The sequence below is a fragment of the Enterobacter sp. ku-bf2 genome (genome assembly GCF_001742765.1).
In the GTDB taxonomy this organism is placed as follows: domain Bacteria; phylum Pseudomonadota; class Gammaproteobacteria; order Enterobacterales; family Enterobacteriaceae; genus Enterobacter; species Enterobacter quasiroggenkampii.
This window is the reverse complement of the sequence record NZ_MDVW01000003.1, coordinates 23,408-41,336: the sequence shown is the minus strand read 5'-3', so window position 1 is coordinate 41,336 and position 17,929 is coordinate 23,408. Positions and strand designations below refer to the sequence as shown.

At 54.3% G+C, this 17,929-nt stretch carries 15 protein-coding genes and 6 tRNA genes; 10 read left to right on the top strand and 11 right to left on the bottom strand.

The window, feature by feature from the left end; all coding sequences use genetic code 11:
- Positions 1-78: 78 nt before the first annotated feature.
- Positions 79-1,014 carry a LysR family transcriptional regulator gene (locus BFG58_RS09680; protein ID WP_069719731.1) on the top strand — a complete coding sequence of 312 codons (936 nt, stop codon included), beginning with the start codon at positions 79-81 and terminating at the stop codon, positions 1,012-1,014.
- Here the strand turns inward: BFG58_RS09680 and BFG58_RS09675 are convergent.
- Positions 1,011-1,349: a FlxA-like family protein gene (locus tag BFG58_RS09675; protein WP_045909442.1), complete on the bottom strand. Its 339-nt coding sequence runs from the start codon at positions 1,347-1,349 to the stop codon at positions 1,011-1,013. The genes BFG58_RS09680 and BFG58_RS09675 overlap by 4 nt on opposite strands.
- A 206-nt stretch (positions 1,350-1,555) precedes the next feature.
- Between BFG58_RS09675 and xapA the strand changes: the two genes are divergently transcribed.
- The 3 genes from xapA (at position 1,556) to BFG58_RS09660 (ending at position 4,643) form a co-directional block, all read left to right on the top strand.
- Positions 1,556-2,380, top strand: a complete 825-nt coding sequence (gene xapA, locus BFG58_RS09670) for a xanthosine phosphorylase (protein WP_069719730.1) — start codon at positions 1,556-1,558, stop codon at positions 2,378-2,380.
- A 51-nt stretch (positions 2,381-2,431) separates the two neighbouring features.
- Positions 2,432-3,688 (top strand): nucleoside permease, encoded by a 1,257-nt coding sequence (locus tag BFG58_RS09665; RefSeq protein WP_069719729.1) that lies wholly within the window; start codon positions 2,432-2,434, stop codon positions 3,686-3,688.
- A gap of 67 nt (positions 3,689-3,755) precedes the next feature.
- Positions 3,756-4,643 (top strand): LysR family transcriptional regulator, encoded by an 888-nt coding sequence (locus BFG58_RS09660; protein ID WP_069719728.1) that lies wholly within the window; start codon positions 3,756-3,758, stop codon positions 4,641-4,643.
- Between the two features lie 99 nt (positions 4,644-4,742).
- Here BFG58_RS09660 and BFG58_RS09655 read toward each other — a convergent pair.
- From BFG58_RS09655 to BFG58_RS09640, 4 genes are all read right to left on the bottom strand, one after another.
- A tRNA-Lys gene (locus tag BFG58_RS09655) sits at positions 4,743-4,818 on the bottom strand.
- Between the two features lie 4 nt (positions 4,819-4,822).
- A tRNA-Val gene (locus BFG58_RS09650) sits at positions 4,823-4,898 on the bottom strand.
- A 29-nt stretch (positions 4,899-4,927) separates the two neighbouring features.
- A tRNA-Val gene (locus BFG58_RS09645) sits at positions 4,928-5,003 on the bottom strand.
- Positions 5,004-5,044: 41 nt separating this feature from the next.
- Positions 5,045-5,120, bottom strand: a tRNA-Val gene (locus BFG58_RS09640).
- Between the two features lie 258 nt (positions 5,121-5,378).
- On the opposite strand from BFG58_RS09640, the gene gltX reads away from it, so the two are divergent.
- A complete protein-coding gene (gene gltX / locus BFG58_RS09635) occupies positions 5,379-6,794 on the top strand; it encodes a glutamate--tRNA ligase (protein ID WP_069719727.1) in 1,416 nt (471 codons plus the stop codon).
- A 42-nt stretch (positions 6,795-6,836) separates the two neighbouring features.
- Here the strand turns inward: gltX and BFG58_RS09630 are convergent, their stop codons facing one another.
- On the bottom strand, positions 6,837-7,229 hold the full coding sequence (locus BFG58_RS09630) for a YfeC-like transcriptional regulator (protein WP_069719726.1): 393 nt from the start codon (positions 7,227-7,229) through the stop codon (positions 6,837-6,839).
- Position 7,230: 1 nt separating this feature from the next.
- The gene (locus BFG58_RS09625; protein WP_045909399.1) at positions 7,231-7,593 is read right to left on the bottom strand and encodes a YfeC-like transcriptional regulator; all 363 of its coding nucleotides are present in this window, start codon (positions 7,591-7,593) and stop codon (positions 7,231-7,233) included.
- 217 nt (positions 7,594-7,810) lie between these two features.
- On the opposite strand from BFG58_RS09625, the gene BFG58_RS09620 reads away from it, so the two are divergent.
- The 3 genes from BFG58_RS09620 (at position 7,811) to BFG58_RS09610 (ending at position 10,408) form a co-directional block, all read left to right on the top strand.
- Positions 7,811-7,886, top strand: a tRNA-Ala gene (locus tag BFG58_RS09620).
- 41 nt (positions 7,887-7,927) lie between these two features.
- A tRNA-Ala gene (locus BFG58_RS09615) sits at positions 7,928-8,003 on the top strand.
- Positions 8,004-8,218: 215 nt separating this feature from the next.
- Entirely contained in the window at positions 8,219-10,408 is a 2,190-nt protein-coding gene (locus BFG58_RS09610; RefSeq protein WP_063622214.1) for an EAL domain-containing protein, read from the top strand.
- 44 nt (positions 10,409-10,452) lie between these two features.
- On the opposite strand, the gene BFG58_RS09605 is transcribed toward BFG58_RS09610, so the two are convergent.
- Positions 10,453-11,640: a NupC/NupG family nucleoside CNT transporter gene (locus tag BFG58_RS09605; protein ID WP_045909397.1), complete on the bottom strand. Its 1,188-nt coding sequence runs from the start codon at positions 11,638-11,640 to the stop codon at positions 10,453-10,455.
- Between the two features lie 348 nt (positions 11,641-11,988).
- Here BFG58_RS09605 and BFG58_RS09600 point away from each other — a divergent pair, with 348 nt between their 5' ends.
- Positions 11,989-13,227, top strand: a complete 1,239-nt coding sequence (locus BFG58_RS09600; protein WP_048029632.1) for an Nramp family divalent metal transporter — start codon at positions 11,989-11,991, stop codon at positions 13,225-13,227.
- Between the two features lie 33 nt (positions 13,228-13,260).
- Here the strand turns inward: BFG58_RS09600 and BFG58_RS09595 are convergent, their stop codons facing one another.
- Both BFG58_RS09595 and mgrA read right to left on the bottom strand, forming a co-directional pair.
- Entirely contained in the window at positions 13,261-13,608 is a 348-nt protein-coding gene (locus BFG58_RS09595) for a DUF2502 domain-containing protein (RefSeq protein ID WP_045909395.1), read from the bottom strand.
- A 127-nt stretch (positions 13,609-13,735) separates the two neighbouring features.
- On the bottom strand, positions 13,736-14,734 hold the full coding sequence (mgrA, locus tag BFG58_RS09590; RefSeq protein WP_069719725.1) for an L-glyceraldehyde 3-phosphate reductase: 999 nt from the start codon (positions 14,732-14,734) through the stop codon (positions 13,736-13,738).
- 187 nt (positions 14,735-14,921) lie between these two features.
- Between mgrA and ipdC the strand changes: the two genes are divergently transcribed.
- A complete protein-coding gene (gene ipdC, locus BFG58_RS09585; RefSeq protein WP_069719724.1) occupies positions 14,922-16,580 on the top strand; it encodes an indolepyruvate decarboxylase in 1,659 nt (552 codons plus the stop codon).
- Here the strand turns inward: ipdC and BFG58_RS09580 are convergent, their stop codons facing one another.
- On the bottom strand, positions 16,581-17,816 hold the full coding sequence (locus BFG58_RS09580; RefSeq protein ID WP_045909392.1) for an ion channel protein: 1,236 nt from the start codon (positions 17,814-17,816) through the stop codon (positions 16,581-16,583).
- Positions 17,817-17,929: the final 113 nt, after the last annotated feature.

The window sequence follows — 17,929 nt, the reverse complement described above, 5'->3', positions numbered from 1 at the left end:
AAAACAGATGTCGCTATTGTGCTTTTTTCCATTTGAGAAATAAAATTGATTTATTGCATCCATTCATGAATTAAACAGATGAATTATTCCTTACGCCAGCTTCGCATTTTCGTCACCGTCGCCCATGCCCGCAGCTTTAGCCGGGCAGGGGAGATGATTGGCCTGAGCCAGTCGGCGGTCAGCCACAGCGTGAAAGAGCTGGAGAATCAGACGGGGGTAAGATTACTTGATCGTACCACGCGCGAAGTGGTGTTGACCGAAGCCGGGCAGCAGCTGGCTCTGCGCCTTGAACGGCTGCTGGATGAGCTGAACAGCACGCTCAGAGACGTGGGGAGACTGGGCCAGCAGCTTTCGGGTACCGTGCGGGTTGCGGCCAGCCAGACGATCTCTGCGCACCTTATCCCGCAGTGTATTGCCGAGGGAAGCCATCTCTACCCGGACATTGATTTTGTGCTGCATGACAGACCGCAACAGTGGGTGCTGGAGAGCATCCGCCAGGGAGATGTCGATTTTGGTATTGTTATCGATCCCGGCCAGGTGAGCGATCTGGAGTGCGAAAGCGTACTTTCAGAGCCCTTTTTGCTGCTCTGCCGTGACGACGATCCGCTGGCCGCGTTACCGGAGGTCAGGTGGCAGTCACTGCAGGGCGCGAACCTGGTTTTACAGGATTATGCCTCGGGCAGCCGTCCGCTGATTGATTCCGCGCTGGTGGATCAGAGGGTCAAGGCTGCAATCGTGCAGGAGATTGGTCACCCGGCGACGCTGTTTCCCATGGTGGAAGCCGGCATTGGCATCAGCGTATTGCCCGCCCTGGCGCTTCCCCTGCCGCAGGGAAGTCGACTGGCCGTGAAGCGGTTGATGCCCGTTGTCGAGCGAAAGCTAATGCTGGTGCGGCGAAAAAATCGTTCACTCTCGGGGGCGGCGCAGGCTATCTGGGAAGTGGTGCGTATCCAGGCACAGCGATTAACCGAGGCCCGCATACGCGATCCACTGTTTAACGCATCAGAAGATTAGATGTAGATATCAATCTGATTAGTGTCTGACGGGCTATTCACGCCTTCCACTTTGCCCAGTTTTTGTTCCTGCTTCTTCTGGGCCTCTTCGGCCTGCTGGCGCTGCAACGCGGCGAGCTGCGCCTGCAGCACTTTGATCTGGGTCTGAATCAGTTCCTGCTGCTTTTTCTTTTCATCGGTGCTGATGGGGCTGTTCGACAGCTCTTTTAACTGCTGGGTCAGCTTTTTGATCTTGTCGAGAATGCGGGTGATTTGCGCAGAGATATCGTTACTGCTCGAAGTGCCACTCGCGCCGCTGGTTTGTATCTGTTGGGTTGAAGCCTGAATGGTCGTCATACTTTTTCCTCGCGTTATAAAACAGAGGTATCGGCACCGACGGGATTAGCTTGAGCAAAACTGCCATATCTGGCAGGGAGTTGCATCGATACACAATCAGTATTGATGGTGCGGTGAAAGTGTATTGGAGGTCACCGGCAGGCTGCGGATATAAGACGTAAGTCATGCGATCCCCGCATCGCGATCTTCATCCTTAAGGAGCCTCTATGACCCTCTCGAATAATCCGTGGTACTGCGCCGACATCATTCGCGCCGCTAAGCCGAACTTCACGCCTCGCGTGGCATTTATTCTCGGCTCTGGCCTGGGTGCCCTTGCCGACCAGATTGATGACGCCGTTTCCCTGAGCTACGAAACGCTGCCTGGCTTCCCGGTGAGCACCGTGCATGGCCATGCCGGGGAGCTGGTGCTCGGGCATCTTGCCGGGGTGCCGGTTGCCTGCATGAAGGGGCGCGGCCATTTCTATGAGGGGCGAGGGATGACCATCATGACCGATGCGATCCGTACCTTTAAGCTGCTGGGGTGCGAACTGCTGTTTAGCACCAATGCGGCGGGCTCGTTGCGCCCGGACGTTCAGCCAGGCAGTCTGGTTGCTCTGAGCGACCATATTAACACCATGCCGGGCACGCCGATGGTAGGGCTGAACAATGAGCGCTTTGGCGAGCGTTTCTTCTCGCTGGCCAATGCTTACGACGCGGATTACCGCGCCATTCTGCAAACCGTGGCGACGAAAGCCGGCTTCCCGCTCCATGAAGGGGTGTTTGTTTCTTATCCCGGACCGAACTTCGAGACGGCGGCCGAGATCCGCATGATGCAAATTATCGGCGGCGATGTGGTGGGCATGTCCGTAGTGCCGGAAGTGATTTCCGCGCGTCACTGCGGCCTGAAGGTCGTGGCCGTTTCTGCGATTACCAATCTCGCGGAAGGGCTGGGCGATATCAAACTCTCGCATGAACAAACCCTCGCTGCCGCTGAGCTTTCCCGCCAGAACTTTATCAATCTTATCTGCGGTTTTCTTCGCCATATTGCCTGAGTAAAACAATAAAGTGGCCCGTGAGGGCCACACTGCTATAAGGAATGGGTTATGAGCATCACGACTCGCTTAAAGATGATGTCCTTTATGCAATATTTTATCTGGGGGAGCTGGCTGGTTACCCTCGGCGCTTACATGATTAACACCCTACACTTTACCGGCTCCGACGTGGGCATGGTGTACAGCTCCAAAGGACTTGCCGCGATTGTTATGCCCTCGCTGGTGGGAATTATTGCCGACAAATGGCTGCGGGCAGACCGCGCCTACGTGATTTGTCATCTCGTTTGCGCCGTCGCGCTCTGCTATGCCGCACAGGTTAATGAGCCGGGCCTGATGTTCTGGGTCATGCTGGTGAATGCGATGGCCTTTATGCCCACGATTGCGCTGTCGAATACGATTTCTTACTCCTGTCTTGAACAGGCAGGGCTGGATACGGTGAGCCATTTTCCGCGAGTGCGGGTGTATGGCACCGTGGGCTTTATTGCCGCGATGTGGACCATAAGCCTGATGGGGGCGGAGCTGAGCAACCTGCAGCTCTATATGGCGGCTGCCGCGTCCGTGCTGCTGGCGCTCTATTCTCTGACATTGCCAGCCATTCCGGTGGCGAAAACAAAAACCTCTCCGTCGCTGGCCAGCAAGCTGGGCCTCAATGCGTTTGTCCTGTTTAAACAGCCCCGCATGGCGGTGTTCTTTTTATTCGCGATGCTGCTGGGGGCCGTGCTGCAGATAACCAACACGTTTGGCAGCCCCTTCCTGCATGATTTTGCGCGTAATCCAGCGTATACCGATAGCTTTATCGTCAAATATCCGTCCATTCTGCTCTCCGTTTCGCAAATCTCTGAAGTGTTCTTCATTCTGACCATTCCGTACTTCCTCGGACGCTTTGGTATTAAAACGGTCATGCTGATGAGCATGGTGGCCTGGATGCTGCGGTTTGGGCTGTTTGCCTTTGGCGATCCGTCTGCAACAGGCTTTGTGCTGCTCATGCTCTCAATGATTGTCTACGGCTGCGCGTTCGACTTTTTCAATATTTCCGGCTCGGTGTTTGTCGAACAAGAGGTGAGCGCCGATATCCGCGCCAGCGCACAGGGGCTGTTTATGACAACCGTTAACGGTATCGGGGCCTGGTTCGGATCGGTGTTGAGCGGTATGGTCGTCGATTATTTCTCGGTGGACGGAGTGAAGGACTGGCAGACGATCTGGCTGGTATTCGCGGCCTATGCCCTGGCGCTCGCGGTGGTGTTTTATTTTAGCTTTAACTATCGCCACACCTGCAAAAACAGCGAGATGCGCACAGTTGCGCATTAAATTTCCCCTCTGGACGATGAAAGGCTTTAAGGTAGGCACATAAGTGTTATCGCCAGGATATGTTTTGATGGAACGCGCCTATCGGACCGATCTCAAGCTGCTGCGCTATTTTCTGGCCGTGGCTGAGGAGCTGCATTTTGGACGGGCTGCGGCCCGTCTCAATATGTCTCAGCCGCCGTTGAGCCTGCATATTAAAGAGCTGGAAGGCCAGCTGGGGACGTTACTGTTTATTCGCCATTCACGGAGCGTCGCGTTGACGCATGCCGGTAAGGTGCTGATGGAAGAGTCCCGTCGTTTGCTTGCCGGTGCAAACCAGGCGCTGGCTCGCGTCGAGCAGATTGGCCGGGGGGAGGCAGGGCGCATTGAGCTGGGTATTGTCGGTACCGCCATGTGGAGTGAGGTGCGCACGGTGATGCGCGCTTTTTTGAAATCGCACCCGAATGTAGATGTCGTATTCCGCGAGAAATCCCCGGTCATGCAGATGGCGCTGCTTGAGCGCCGGGAGCTGGATGTGGGCATCTGGCGAATGGCAACCGAGCCCACCGCTGGGTTTACCAGCGTACGGTTACGTGAGGCCGCGTTTCTGGTGGCGATGCCGGAAGATCACCGGCTGGTGAGCGAATCATCGATTGCGCTCGCAGAGTTGCAGGACGAATATTTTGTCACGATGCCTTCAGCGCATTCTGACTGGGCATTTTTACATCGCGTCTGCCAGCAGGCCGGGTTTTCGCCGATGATCGTGCGTGAAGCCGTTGAGCCGCAAACGGTACTGGCGATGATCAGCATGGGCATGGGGATTACGCTTGCCGCAGACAGTTACGCGCAAATGCAGTGGCCGGGCGTGGTGTTCCGCCCGCTGAAAGAGCGTATACCGGCAGATTTGTATGTGGTGTATGACGAGAAGCAGGCGACGCCAGCGGTGAAGACGCTAATTGAAACGTTAACAGTAGTGTGATGGTTTCGTAGGCCTGATAAGCGTAGCGCCATCAGGCTATGTTTTTTACGCTCAGTACCGCAGATAGCAAAAAAGCGCCTTTAGGGCGCTTTTTTGCATTGGTGGGTCGTGCAGGATTCGAACCTGCGACCAATTGATTAAAAGTCAACTGCTCTACCAACTGAGCTAACGACCCGAAATGGTGGGCGATGACGGGCTCGAACCGCCGACCCCCTCCGTGTAAAGGAGATGCTCTACCAACTGAGCTAATCGCCCATTTCGGAACTGCTGCGATAAGGTGAGAATGGTGGGCGATGACGGGCTCGAACCGCCGACCCCCTCCGTGTAAAGGAGATGCTCTACCAACTGAGCTAATCGCCCAATCTCAATTCTTATCTACACTGCGAGTCTACCGAAGTAGATGGTGGGTGATGACGGGCTCGAACCGCCGACCCCCTCCGTGTAAAGGAGATGCTCTACCAACTGAGCTAATCACCCCCGCTGTGTGGAGTCGCATTATAGGGAGAGTTGAAAATGAGTCAACGCATTTTCTAAAGTTTTTATTCGTTCGTCGTAAAATTAAGCAAAACGATCGCGAAACGGGCAGTGGCGCATGATTTCTAAACAAAAATCGCAAACTCGGGCCCGATTCAGGGAACAACATTGAGGAATCGCCGCACAGTGATAGAATATTGCCCATCGTTTTTTCCCCAGGATTTGCCGATTGCCGGCATCTTTATAACGTAAGGCCATTTCATGAAAATCAAAACTCGCTTCGCGCCGAGCCCGACAGGCTATCTGCACGTCGGTGGTGCACGTACCGCTCTCTATTCCTGGCTTTTCGCACGCCACAACAAAGGTGAGTTCGTGCTGCGTATTGAAGACACCGATCTTGAGCGCTCCACGCCAGAAGCAATTGAAGCCATTATGGATGGGATGAACTGGCTGAACCTGGAATGGGACGAAGGTCCCTATTTCCAGACCAAACGCTTTGACCGCTATAACGCCGTCATTGATGAGATGCTGGTCGCGGGCACGGCGTATAGATGCTACTGCTCCAAAGAGCGTCTGGATGCGCTGCGCGAAGAGCAGATGGCGAACGGTGAGAAGCCGCGTTATGACGGCCGCTGCCGCCATGACCATAGCCAGCATGCTGCTGATGAGCCTTGCGTCGTGCGTTTTGCTAACCCGCAAGAGGGGTCTGTGATCTTTGACGACCAGATCCGTGGCCCGATCGAATTCAGCAACCAGGAGCTGGACGATCTGATCATCCGTCGTACCGATGGTTCCCCAACCTACAACTTCTGCGTGGTGGTTGACGACTGGGATATGGAAATTACCCACGTTGTGCGCGGTGAAGACCACATCAACAACACGCCACGTCAGATCAACATTCTGAAGGCGCTGAACGCGCCGGTGCCTGTCTATGCGCACGTCTCCATGATCAACGGTGATGACGGCAAAAAACTGTCTAAACGCCACGGTGCGGTGAGCGTCATGCAGTATCGCGACGACGGCTATCTGCCAGAAGCGCTCCTGAACTATCTGGTGCGTCTGGGCTGGGCCCACGGTGACCAGGAGATCTTCAGCCGCGAAGAGATGATCGAACTCTTCTCTTTGAGCTCAGTCAGCAAATCCGCCAGCGCGTTTAACACTGACAAGCTGCTGTGGCTGAACCATCACTACATCAATACCATGCCGCCAGAATATGTGGCGACGTATCTGCAGTGGCACATTGAGCAGGCAAATATTGATACCCGCACGGGCCCTGAGCTGGCGGATCTGGTGAAACTGCTCGGCGAGCGCTGCAAAACGCTGAAAGAGATTGCTGAAAGCTGCCGCTACTTCTATGAAGAGTTTGATGCGTTCGATGCGGACGCCGCGAAGAAACACCTCCGCCCGGTTGCGCGTCAGCCGCTGGAAGTGGTGCGTGACAAGCTGGCTGCCCTCACCGAGTGGACCGCTGAGAATGTGCATCACGCCATTCAGGCGACGGCGGACGAGCTGGAAGTCGGTATGGGTAAAATCGGTATGCCACTGCGCGTTGCGGTGACCGGTGCAGGTCAGTCTCCGGCGCTGGACGTAACGGTTCATGCCATCGGCAAATCACGCAGCGTGGCGCGCATTAACAAGGCGCTGGACTATATCGCTGAACGTGAAAATCAGCAGTAATCACCTCTAAGAAAAAAACGGCAGGGTAACCTGCCGTTTTTTTTATGCCTCTTTTTCCTCGATACCCAGACGTGTAAGAAAACCGTGAATGCCTTCGCGTTTCAAAAAGGCGTCCAGACGCTTCTGTTCTGACGGCGTCATACTCTCCAGCGTCTCTATAATGCCCGGAGACAGGTTTGAAGAGGGGCCATTATAGGCAGACGTGGCCTCCGCGAGATGGTAAACCGCCTGACGGTTGCGGATCGCCGGGAGACTCATTATATGTTCCTTCACGCGTGCATCGACATGAATGAGCCGCGCGCGACCGCCTTTCACGCCGTTGAGCCCTTCGGTTTTCCAGCCCTGCTGACGTATCCAGCGATTGACCGTTTGTCTGGCGACGCCCAAACTTTCCGCCAGCTCTTCCGTGGTCATTTTGCTCCGTAATCTTTTCATATCAGTCCCGATCGCGTATCCCTAAACGTTGCAACAATCCGGTGATCCCTTCCCGTAATAACAGCGATGTCATCTGCTTCTGCTCTTCCGGCGTCATTTCATTAGCCAGCGTCAGGAGGAGGGTATGAAGCGAACGATCATGGCTGGTGCCTTCTGGCAGTTCGGACGTTTCGCTTGCCCGACGTGCGCTGCGGATAAAGTCACGGACTTTTTCGTTCACATGTACCAGGCGCGCTTTTCCGCCCTGGACGCCTGGTTTTGGTGACGTAATCCAACCCTCTTTGCGTACCCATTTATTGATGGTCTGGCGGCTATAGCCAGTGAGCAGGGCTAACTCTTCTGGCGTCATTCGTTCCTTGATCATACAATTTCCTGAATATCTGTGGGGTTAATTAACGGCTCATTTTATAGCACCGTTTTACGTGAAAACGTGACAGGCTTAACTCCTGATTACGAGCACGCTCGCAAAGTGATTCATTTGCATGATTTTTCGGCGATCGAACGGCGGTCATTCATTTTGCCGTTGACACTCCGCAGCGGAATTCATATTATGCCGCCCGTCAACATGACAGCTTTACGATGGGGCTATAGCTCAGCTGGGAGAGCGCTTGCATGGCATGCAAGAGGTCAGCGGTTCGATCCCGCTTAGCTCCACCAAACTCTGAACCCAACAGAGTGCGGTCAGTAAAGTCACATGTGGGGCTATAGCTCAGCTGGGAGAGCGCTTGCATGGCATGCAAGAGGTCAGCGGTTCGATCCCGCTTAGCTCCACCAAAATTGTAAACCCTCGTCATATGACGAGGGTTTTTTTTATCTGTTTGTAACGTCCATTACTGCATTTTGTTATCAAAAAGAAGGTATTCCTGTACCTCTCCTCAATCGACATCAATAAACCAGTCTATAAATAGACTTGAACTTGATTCGTGCAATTAATAAACCTATTATCCATCCGGTCAATGATTCGAACGGATAATATATTCCCCAATTTAATGAATAGAAAAACGTATAATAATGTAAAGATATTTATGATTGCCCTGGCACTTTGCCTGATTGCGGTACCTGTCTCCCGTTATCTCTCTCCGCGTGCAATTGTTAATGGTCATGACGTTTATTTAGCATGGTTGCCACTCAGCGTGATGCTGGCGGTAATTTTGATATTTGGGCGCCGGGCAATTCTTCCCATTGTGTTAGGTTTTACTGTCACTAATTTATTTTATGTTAATTTAGCACCGCTACAATATTCAGTTTTGCTTTTCTGTCAGACCTTTGCGCTGTTCGCGGCGTGCGGCCTGCTGCGCCTTATGCTGGGCAAGCGCTGGCGCCACAGCATTCCTAACAAGCACATTGGGCTACGTATATTCTGGCTCGGTTTTATGGTGCCGTTAGGTATTAAGCTGTCGATGTATATGGCAGGCTATTTGTTTGATTTTCCGGTGACTATTTCAACCTATTTTGGCGAAGGAACGGTAATTTATAACGTTGTGGATATTCAAAGCCTGATATGCGCGGGGCTGATTTTTACCATGATGTTCTATTACCCATTAAGAATGATAATTAATCCTCGTTATGCCATCGCCTTCTGGCGGCGAAGCGTGAAGCCCGTGTTTTATCACAAGAATCCGTTATATATTTTTGTCTGGCTGATGCTCTTAGGCTTCATTCTCGTCATTTTATGTGGTCCTTTTGAATCACCGGTCATTGCGGGCTATTTGATGCCGCTGATTTTTATTCTTTTTACCTTAGCGATAAGCCGCCTGACCTATGCGTTGATTTCTCTGCTGTGGGCCACCTCAGCGCTCCTGCTGCTGACCTACAACTATAACTTCCTTAACGGGGTGGAATCGGGCCATTCGCTCTCCTTTATCCTCTCCGTGCTGATCTCTTTCGCCATCTGCTTACTTTACATGTCGCGAATTTACCAGCGCAGCGAGTGGCTGAAGCGGGGCTGGCAGGACAGGGCGCTGACCGATCCTCTTACCGGTTTGCCCAATATTCGTGCGCTGGAGGATTACCTTGAAATCCATCCGGATGCCAAAGTGTGCATTCTGCGCATGGACAATCTGGAGTTTTTGAGCCGCCACTACGGCATTATCATGCGGGTCCACTGCAAACGAACGATCGCCACGTCGCTTCAGCCGCTCCTGCAAAAAGATGAGCTGCTCTTCCAGCTACCCGGAAGCGAGTTGGTGCTGGTCTTGCTCGGGCCGGAAATTGCTGAACGTCTCCAGCATATGGTCGATCGGCTCAACAGCAATAAGATTTTCTGGAACAACACCGGGCTGGATATTGAGTTTGGCGCGTCCTGGGGAATGGTAGAAAACGGCGAAAAGCTGCATCACACGCTGGGGCAACTGAGCTGGCTGGCAGAACAGGCCTGCGGAGAGCAAAATGTACTCGCGCTCACGAATAGCCTTGAGGTGGCCTCAGGACAGACGACAGAGCGTGTCCTGATGCTGGCTCGGATTAAGCATGCCCTGGAGGCGGGGCAGTTCCATTTGTATGCGCAGCCGATCCAGAAGGCGGACGGAAGTGGGTACTATGAAATCCTGACGCGAATGGAGAGCGAGGGGGAGATTATTACCCCTGACCGCTTTATTCCGCTGATTGCGCAGTTCAACCTCAGCCACCGGTTTGATATGTGCGTCATGGAAAAATTACTGGTGTGGCTGCGCGATAACCCTGCAACGCACGCTGGCGCCCGTTTTTCCGTCAACCTGATGCCGCTGACGCTGATGCAAAAAGAGGTAGCGACCGAGATTTGCGCGCTGTTTGAACGGTACGGCGTGGCACCGCAGGCCGTCGTGATTGAGATTACCGAAGAGCAGGCATTCTCTAATTCAGGCTCGAGTATCAACAATATTCAGCAACTGCGGGATTACGGTTTCCGGATCGCCATTGATGATTTTGGTACTGGCTACGCTAACTATGAGCGTCTCAGACGCCTGCAGGCGGACATCATTAAAATCGACGGCTGCTTTGTGAAAGACATTTGTACAGACGACATGGATGCAATGATCGTGCAGTCGATGTGTAATCTGGCAAAGACGAAATCGCTCTGCGTCGTCGCGGAATATGTGGAAACACCGGCACAGCGGGAGATGCTGCTCCGCTTCGGTGTGGATTACCTGCAGGGCTACCTGATAGGTAAACCCAAACCGCTGGAAGAATTACGGGCATAAAAAAACCGGGAGCCAGGCTCCCGGTTTTTCTTTAGCGATAAACGTTACAGAACCAGTGCCGCAATGGACGCGGACAGGACGCTCACCAGCGTAGAGCCATAAACCAGCTTCAGGCCAAAGCGAGAAACCACGTTACCCTGCTCTTCGTTCAGGCCTTTAATCGCACCCGCGATAATCCCGATGGACGAGAAGTTCGCGAAAGAGACCAGGAACACGGAGAGGATGCCTTCCGCGCGCGGAGAAAGCGTGCTGGCAATTTTCTGCAGATCCATCATCGCAACGAATTCGTTAGAAACCAGCTTGGTTGCCATGATACTGCCCACCTGCAGCGCTTCGTGAGCCGGAACACCCATCACCCATGCAACCGGGTAGAAGATGTAGCCCAGAATGCCCTGGAAGGAGATACCCAGCACCGCGGCGAACAGGGCGTTCAGGCCAGAAATCAGCGCAATGAAACCGATCAGCATGGCGGCAACGATGATCGCGACTTTGAAACCCGCCAGGATGTATTCACCCAGCATTTCGAAGAAGCTCTGGCCTTCGTGCAGGTTTGACATCTGGATATTCTCTTCACTGGCGTCAACGCGGTACGGGTTGATCAGCGACAGAACGATAAAGGTGCTGAACATGTTCAGAACCAGCGCAGCCACCACGTATTTTGGTTCCAGCATGGTCATATACGCGCCCACGATAGACATGGAAACGGTAGACATTGCGGTTGCCGCCATGGTGTACATGCGGTTGCGGGACATCTTGCCGAGAATATCTTTATACGCGATGAAGTTCTCAGACTGACCGAGGATCAGGGAACTGACGGCGTTGAAAGATTCCAGCTTACCCATGCCGTTCACTTTGGATAACAGGAAGCCAATTCCACGGATCACGAACGGCAGAACGCGGATGTGCTGCAGAATACCGATCAGCGCGGAGATGAAGACGATAGGGCAGAGAACCTTTAGGAAGAAGAACGCCAGGCCTTCGTCGTTCATTTTACCGAAGACAAAGTTGGTCCCTTCGTTGGCAAATCCGAGCAGTTTTTCGAACATTTCGGAGAAGCCTTTCACGAAGCCGAGGCCTACGTTGGAGTTCAGGAAGAACCACGCAAGTAAAACTTCAATGACCAGCAGTTGGACAACATAACGAATACGAATTTTTTTGCGGTCTGTGCTGACCAGCAATGCGAGTGCAGTAACGACAACAAGTGCCAGGACAAAATGAAGGACGCGGTCCATATTTGCTCCAAATATGAGGCAGGTTTAATTTTCGTGCACATTCTATGTAACAAGAGAAAAGAAAACGAGATCGAGGACACACTATAGTTACATCCTGTGACGAGTCTCAAAAATAGTGATCCACAATACATTTTTGTTATGTTAGGTAAATGAGTGAAAAGTTAAGTTTGTGTGCTAGTCTTCACAAAAGAGTCCGCGATTTGAGTTTCTGTTAGATCGCCCAGCTTACCCGCCCATCTATCGTTCAAAGCTATCAGAGAAATCACTGCAAACTTTATAAATGATCTTGATAATCATTCTCATTTTGATAGCATTAAACATAGCAAAGGCTATATTTCAGAGGCAGAAATGACAAACAGTCGCGTAGAGGGTAGCAGTGGCAGAGCAGCGCGCAAGTTGCGGTTCGCATTAATGGGACCTGCGTTCATCGCTGCCATTGGTTATATCGATCCAGGTAACTTTGCGACCAATATTCAGGCCGGGGCCAGCTTCGGCTATAAGCTGCTCTGGGTGGTCGTCTGGGCTAACCTCATGGCGATGCTGATTCAGATGCTCTCCGCAAAGCTGGGGATTGCGACGGGTAAAAACCTGGCGGAGCAAATCCGCGACCATTATCCGCGTCCCGCCGTCTGGCTCTACTGGGTTCAGGCTGAAATCATCGCCATGGCTACTGACCTCGCTGAATTTATCGGCGCAGCAATCGGCTTTAAGCTGATTCTGGGCGTGTCGCTGTTGCAGGGGGCGGTACTGACCGGGATTGCCACGTTCCTGATCCTGATGCTACAGCGTCGGGGTCAAAAGCCGCTGGAGAAGGTCATTGGCGGTCTGCTGCTGTTTGTGGCGGCGGCCTATATTGTCGAACTGATTTTCTCACAGCCGAATCTGGCGCAGCTCGCTAAAGGGATGGCGATCCCAAGCCTGCCAACCTCGGAAGCGGTGTTCCTGGCCGCCGGCGTGCTGGGAGCGACCATCATGCCGCACGTGATTTATCTGCACTCCTCGCTGACGCAGCATCTCCACGGTGGGACGCGTAAAGAGCGTTACTCCGCCACCAAGTGGGACGTCGCGATCGCCATGACCATCGCGGGGTTTGTCAATCTGGCGATGATGGCAACGGCAGCCGCCGCTTTCCACTTTAACGGTCATACCGGTATTGCCGATCTCGACCAGGCGTATCTCACGCTGGAGCCGCTGCTGAGCCATGCTGCCGCCACGATATTTGGCCTTAGCCTGGTGGCTGCTGGTCTCTCTTCTACAGTGGTGGGTACGCTGGCAGGCCAGGTGGTGATGCAGGGGTTTGTCCGGTTCCATATTCCGCTGTGGGTGCGCCGCTCCGTCACCATGCTGCCGTCATTTGTGGTGATTTTGATGGGGCTCGACCCCACGCGAATTCTGGTCATGAGCCAGGTGCTGCTGAGCTTTGGTATTGCGCTGGCGCTGGTCCCGCTGCTGATCTTTACCAGCGATAAAACCCTGATGGGTGAGCTGGTCAACTCGACGCTGGTGAAACGGACCGGGTGGGCCATCGTGGTGGTGGTGGTGGCGCTGAACCTGTGGTTGCTGATTGGCACAGCGTTGGGGCTGTAAAAGAAAAAGGAGCCATGAGGCTCCTTTTTGCTGTTAGTCGTGGCCGTGGTGGCCATGTCCGTGACCTTTGCCGCGACCCCAGCCGCCGCGACGGTCGTCACGATCCCGCCAGCCTTCACGGTAACCGCGCTCATAGGCGCTGTCTTTATACCAGCCGCGGTGTCTGCCGTTATCATGTTTCCACCAGCGATCGCCGCGCCACTCATAGTGACGATGCCAGTAATCACGGTCGCGCCAGTAGCCGCCGTCCCAGTATCTGCCGTAGTCGTCACGATCGCCAATTTGTAATTTTACTGATGGCAACAGGGTGATTTCGCCCGCAGTGGCGATCAGCGGCGCCGAAGCCAGTAATACCGCTGCAAGAATCAGTGACCTGAACATACTCTTTCTCCTTCACGATCGGGGCCTTTGTAGGGCCTGTTAACGCAATTTTACGAGTTGGTAAACCTTCGTATCATCGCCTCAACTCCGAATTCCTGGGTGAGAGCACTTTTTGCTAAAAGCGGTGTTATTTTGAGCTGCTGAGGATCGCGTCTATGCGGGCCAGCTCTTCCTCTGTGAAATGGCGGTTTGCCAGCATCCCCACAGCGTCATCAATCTGAGCCGTTTTACTTGCCCCAATCAGCACCGACGTCACTGCCTCATGGCGTAATACCCAGGCCAGCGCCATCTGGGACAGCTTCTGGCCGCGACTTTCTGCCAGGGCATTCAGCTTCCTGACTTTTTCCAGTTTCTCTTCGGTGAGCTGATCGGGTTTAAGGAACTGACTGCCGCTTGCCGCGCGTGAGTCTGCAGGAATGCCGTTCAGATAGCGATTGGTCAGTTGCCCGCCAGCCAGCGGCGAGAAGGGAATACAGCCGACCCCTTTTTCCTGCAACACGTCCAGCAGTCCCGCTTCCGGCGCACGTTCAAAGAGGGAGTATTTCGGCTGGTGGATCAGGCAGGGTGTCCCGAGGTCATTAAGGATATCAATCGCCTGGCGAGCCAGAACCGCCGGGTAGTTGGATAATCCGACATACAGAGCCTTCCCCTGACGCACCACATGGTCAAGCGCTTTCATGGTTTCCTGTAGCGGCGTTTCCGGATCTGGCCGGTGATGATAGAAGATATCCACATACTCCAGCCCCATGCGCTTCAGGCTTTGATCGAGGCTTGCCAGCAGATATTTGCGCGATCCCCAGTCGCCGTACGGACCCTCCCACATGGTATAACCCGCTTTGGTGGAGACGATCAGCTCGTCGCGCCAGGGCAGGAAATCCTCCTGCAAAATACGGCCGAAATTACGTTCCGCGGATCCGGGAGGCGGGCCATAGTTGTTGGCAAGGTCGAAATGCGTAATGCCCAGATCGAACGCACGCTGTAAAAGTTGACGGCTGTTTTCGATAAGGGTGGCGTCACCAAAGTTATGCCACAGCCCAAGCGAGATGGCGGGCAACCTGAGCCCGCTTCGTCCGCAGCGGCGATACTCCATTGTCCCGTAACGATTTTTGTCCGGCTGATAACCCATTTTCGTAACCTCTGGCGCTGAAGTGAAAAATCAGTGTATGCGTTTACATTTACGTGAAAAAAAGCAGCATAGCGCAGCCTTTTTTGTAAAGCATTCTTTCCATGTCCTTCTTATCGCCAATTCTGGACACCCATCACGCTTATTTAATACTCAAGGTGAGGTCAAAACATTAGAAGGATACCTGTTTATGCGTACCCCATACTGCGTCGCCGATTACCTGCTGGACCGTCTTACAGATTGTGGAGCCGATCATCTGTTTGGCGTGCCGGGCGACTATAACCTGCAGTTTCTCGACCATGTAATAGACAGCCCGGATATCTGTTGGGTGGGCTGTGCCAACGAATTAAACGCCTCTTACGCCGCTGACGGATATGCACGATGTAAGGGCTTCGCCGCGCTGCTGACGACATTTGGCGTAGGAGAGTTAAGCGCCATGAACGGCATTGCGGGCAGCTACGCCGAGCACGTTCCGGTCTTGCATATTGTGGGTGCGCCGGGGATGGCATCACAGCAAAGAGGGGAGCTGCTGCACCATACGCTGGGCGACGGTGAGTTTCGTCACTTTTATCATATGAGCGAGCCGATCACCGCTGCGCAGGCGATCCTGACCGAACAAAACGCCTGTTATGAAATCGACCGGGTGTTAACGACCATGCTCCGGGAGCGTCGCCCCGGCTATCTGATGCTGCCTGCCGACGTGGCAAAAAAAGCCGCCACCCCTCCTGTAAACGCTCTCACGCTCCGGCATACGCATGCCGATAGCGCCTGCCTGAAAGCATTCCGGGATGCTGCAGAAAACAGGCTTGCCAGGAGCAAGCGTACTGCACTGCTGGCCGATTTCCTTGTCCTGCGCCATGGCCTGAAGCATGCGCTACAGAAATGGGTCAAAGACGTGCCGATGGCACACGCCACCATGCTGATGGGCAAAGGGATATTCGACGAGCGTCACGCTGGTTTTTACGGCACCTACAGCGGTTCGGCGAGCGCTGGCGCGGTAAAAGAGGCGATTGAAGGGGCGGATACCGTACTGTGCATCGGCACGCGATTTACCGATACCCTGACCGCCGGCTTCACGCATCAGCTCACCCCGGCGCAGACGATAGAAGTTCAGCCTCATGCCTCACGCGTTGGTGATATCTGGTTTACCGGCATCCCCATGCTTCAGGCAATCGAAACGCTGGTGGAGCTGTGCAAACAGCACGTGCACGAGACGCCCGTGCCGTCCTCTCAAAGCGCGATGGCCTACCCGCAGCCGGATGGCTCGCTGACGCAGGCGAATTTCTGGCAAACGCTGCAGACGTTTATTCGTCCGGGAGACATCATTCTTGCGGATCAGGGCACCTCGGCCTTCGGCGCGATCGACCTTCGTCTGCCGGCTGATGTGAATTTTATCGTCCAGCCGCTGTGGGGATCGATTGGCTATACGCTGGCGGCGGCATTTGGCGCACAAACGGCCTGCCCGAACCGGCGCGTGATTGTTCTGACGGGGGATGGCGCGGCGCAGCTCACCATCCAGGAGCTCGGCTCGATGCTGCGGGATAAACAACACCCCATCATTCTGGTCCTTAACAACGAAGGGTATACGGTGGAAAGAGCGATCCATGGGCCTGAGCAGCGGTATAACGACATTGCGCTATGGAACTGGACGCAAATCCCGCAGGCACTGAGCCTTGATCCTCAGGCCCAGTGCTGGCGGGTCAGTGAAGCGGAGCAATTGGCGGACGTCCTTGAAAAAGTGGCGCATCACGAGCGGCTCTCGCTGATTGAGGTGATGCTGCCGAAAGCCGATATCCCACCGCTGCTGGGGGCGATCACCAAAGCGCTGGAAGCGCGCAATAGCGCCTGATTATTTGTCGTTTCGCCAGGCCATCATCATCGGTTTGCCCGCCAGCAGGAGCCAGGCGGGCAACATCACGATACAAAGCAGAGGGAAAAGCGTCGAATCCGGTACGACGACCGCCGCCATAAACAGGCTTAGCCACGCGTCGCGCGTGACCACCAGAACCAACCCCAGAATAGAACAAGAGACGGTAATCGCCGCCGGGACCGCATCGACATGCTCGTGCAGCATCAGCCCCAGCGCGACGCCGACAAAGACCGCCGGGAAGATACGTCCACCACGGAAACCGCAGGCGGCCGCTACCACCAGCGCTGCCAGCTTGATCACGGCAAACAGCAGATAGTCGGAGACGCTAAATATCTGGCTGAAAGCCAGCTGCTGCATCTCGTCCAGCCCTTTAAACAGCGTAACCGGCCCGCCGATTGCGCCTAAAATACCGAGGATCAAACCGCCAGCTCCCAGAATTAACACCGGGTGTTTGAGTCGATGCATCAGCCGGTGCAGACGTGGAAGACACCATACTGCCACCATGCCCAGCGCAATGGCGATGGCGACGACGATGGCGCCGCTGAAGATATCGGCGATTTGCATCTGGCCGTAGTGGGGCAGGGAGAGTGAAAAATGGGGATGGAAAAACAGGCTGGTGGTCAACGCCCCGGCAGCGGCGGCCATCAGCGGAGCAAACAGTTTATCCCAGAGCGGGACATCGTTATTACTACTGAGCGTCTGCGAAAAGATCAGTGCTGCCGCCACGGGCGTGCCGAAAAGCGCCCCGATGGTGCCTGCTGAGGCGAGAATGGTCCAGTCCAGCGCGCCGACGCGGGGCAAAATGCGTGAACCGAGAAAAACCGCCAGGCCAATATTCACGGCCATAATCGGATGCTCTGGCCCCAGGCTAACGCCGCCGGCCAGACCGAGAATCAACGCAATAATCAGCCCCGGCAGTGCCGAAGGGGAAACCGGGGCACCAATCAGCGGTTCCTGCGCCGGGTCTGGTCCAGCATGGCCGGGACTGAAACGGATCACCAGGCCCACCGCAATACCGGTTAACGTCAGCATCCCAACGATCCAGGCAGGAGAGTCAGCGGTGACGCCCAGTCCTGCAGGAAGCGCGTTCCATAATAGTGTTTGCAGCACCGACGCGACTTTCATCACGACGATGAGCACCAGACTTGAAACCACGCCAATGATGAGCGCCGGAATGGCCAGCAACAGCATGGTTCTGGCTCGCGGGTGGAGCATGATGATTTCCTTGTATAAAACGGTATGACGTTACTTTGCACATTAAGCCTTATGGCAATAGTGCAAAAGGTGCTGAAACGGTAAAGTTATTCTGTGACGAAGATCGATAATCC